At 68.2% G+C, this 1,760-nt stretch carries 2 protein-coding genes; both read right to left on the bottom strand.

What is annotated here, in order from left to right; genetic code table 11:
• The coding region (locus tag C667_RS22690; protein WP_306415798.1) for a biotin/lipoyl-containing protein at positions 1–310 on the bottom strand (310 nt) is incomplete at its 3' end.
• A gap of 83 nt (positions 311–393) precedes the next feature.
• Positions 394–1,760: dihydrolipoyllysine-residue acetyltransferase (aceF, locus tag C667_RS22685; RefSeq protein WP_004387570.1), on the bottom strand; the 1,367-nt coding region annotated here is incomplete at its 5' end.

The following is a 1,760-nucleotide window of genomic DNA, read 5'->3' as shown; positions in this document are numbered from 1 at the left end:
CAGCAGCGATCGGCGCCGGCGCGGCGGCTGGCGCCGCAGTCGCGGCGGCTGCCGCTCCCGCAGCGGCGCCAGCGGCCTCGATCTTGATCAAGACCGCGCCTTCGCCGACCTTGTCACCCAGGCCGACCAGGACTTCCCTGACCACGCCGGCGGCCGAGGACGGCACGTCCATCGTTGCCTTGTCCGATTCGAGCGTGCAGATCGCATCGTCCACGTTGATGCTGTCGCCGACCTTCACGAACAGCTCGATGATCGGCACCGCATCGAAATCGCCGATGTCGGGCACCTTCACTTCAATCATTTGACTCATCTTCTTCACCTCGTGAGGAGTTCCGGAAGAGGGGGCGTCGGGGCCGGCTTGAACCTGGCTCCGACGCCTCGCTCCTCACTGCGTCAGAGCATCACCCGGCGGAAGTCCGCCAGCAGTTGCGCGAGGTACACGTTGAAGCGGGTGGCCAGCGCGCCGTCGATCACGCGGTGGTCCGCGGTCAGCGACATCGGCAAGGTCAGGCGCGGCACGAAAGCCTTGCCGTCCCACACCGGCTTCATCACCGATTTGTTCACCCCGAGGATGGCTACCTCGGGCGCATTGACGATGGGCGCGAAGTAGGTGCCACCGATGCCGCCCAGCGAGCTGATCGTGAAGCAGGCGCCCGACATGTCGGCCGGACCGAGCTTGCCGTCGCGCGCCTTCTTGGCCAGCGCACCGGTCTCGGCGGCGATGTCGAACACGCTCTTCTTGTCGGCGTCCTTCACCACCGGCACGACCAGGCCGTTCGGGGTGTCGGCCGCGAAGGCGATGTTGAAGTACTTCTTGTAGACCAGGTTGTCGCCGTCGAGCGAGGTGTTGAACTCGGGGAACTCCTGCAGCGCGCGCACCGAGGCCTTGATGATGAAGGCGAGCATGGTCAGCTTCTTGCCCGACTTCTCGTACTCCTTGTTCATCTGCACCCGGAAGGCTTCCAGGTCGGTGATGTCGGCGTCCTCGTGGTAGGTCACCGCCGGGATCATCACCCAGTTGCGGGCGAGGTTCTGGCCGGAAATCTTCTTGATGCGCGACAGCGGCTTGACCTCGACCTCGCCGAACTTGGCGAAGTCGACCTTCGGCCACGGCAGCAGATCCAGACCACCACCCAGGCTTGCGCCCGCGGCGGCAGCCGGTGCCTTGCCCGGGACCACGCCGGTCGTCATCGCGCCCTTGATGAAGGCGGCGACGTCTTCCTTGAGGATGCGGCCCTTCGGACCGGTGGCCTTGACCTGGCCCAGATCGACGCCGAGCTCGCGGGCGAAGGCGCGCACCGAGGGGCTGGCGTGCACCTTGCCGCCGACCTTGACCGCCGAGGGCGCCGCGGCCGATGCAATCGGCATCGAGGCAGGGGCACTGGCGGCCGGGCCGCCATCGGCCAGGGGGGCCGGTGAGGGTGCGGCCGCGGCGGCTGCGGCCGGTATGGCGACCGCCGCACCACCAGCGGTCTCGACCTTGATCAGCGCGCTGCCTTCGCCGACCTTGTCGCCGATGCTGACCAGCACTTCCTTGACCACGCCGGCGTGCGAGGACGGCACGTCCATCGTCGCCTTGTCGGACTCGAGCGTGGCGATGGCGTCGTCCACCTTGATCGTGTCGCCCACCTTCACGAAGAGCTCGATCACCGGCACCGCGTCGAAGTCGCCGATGTCGGGCACCTTCACCTCGACCACGCCACCGGCGGCCGCGGGGGCGGCGGCCGGCGCGGGCGCAGCCGGCGCTGCAGCGGCCGGGG

This window comes from Thauera phenylacetica B4P (genome assembly GCF_000310225.1).
In the GTDB taxonomy this organism is placed as follows: Bacteria; Pseudomonadota; Gammaproteobacteria; order Burkholderiales; family Rhodocyclaceae; genus Thauera; species Thauera phenylacetica.
The sequence above is the reverse complement of the archived record's forward strand: the minus strand, read 5'-3'. Positions and strand labels throughout refer to the sequence as shown.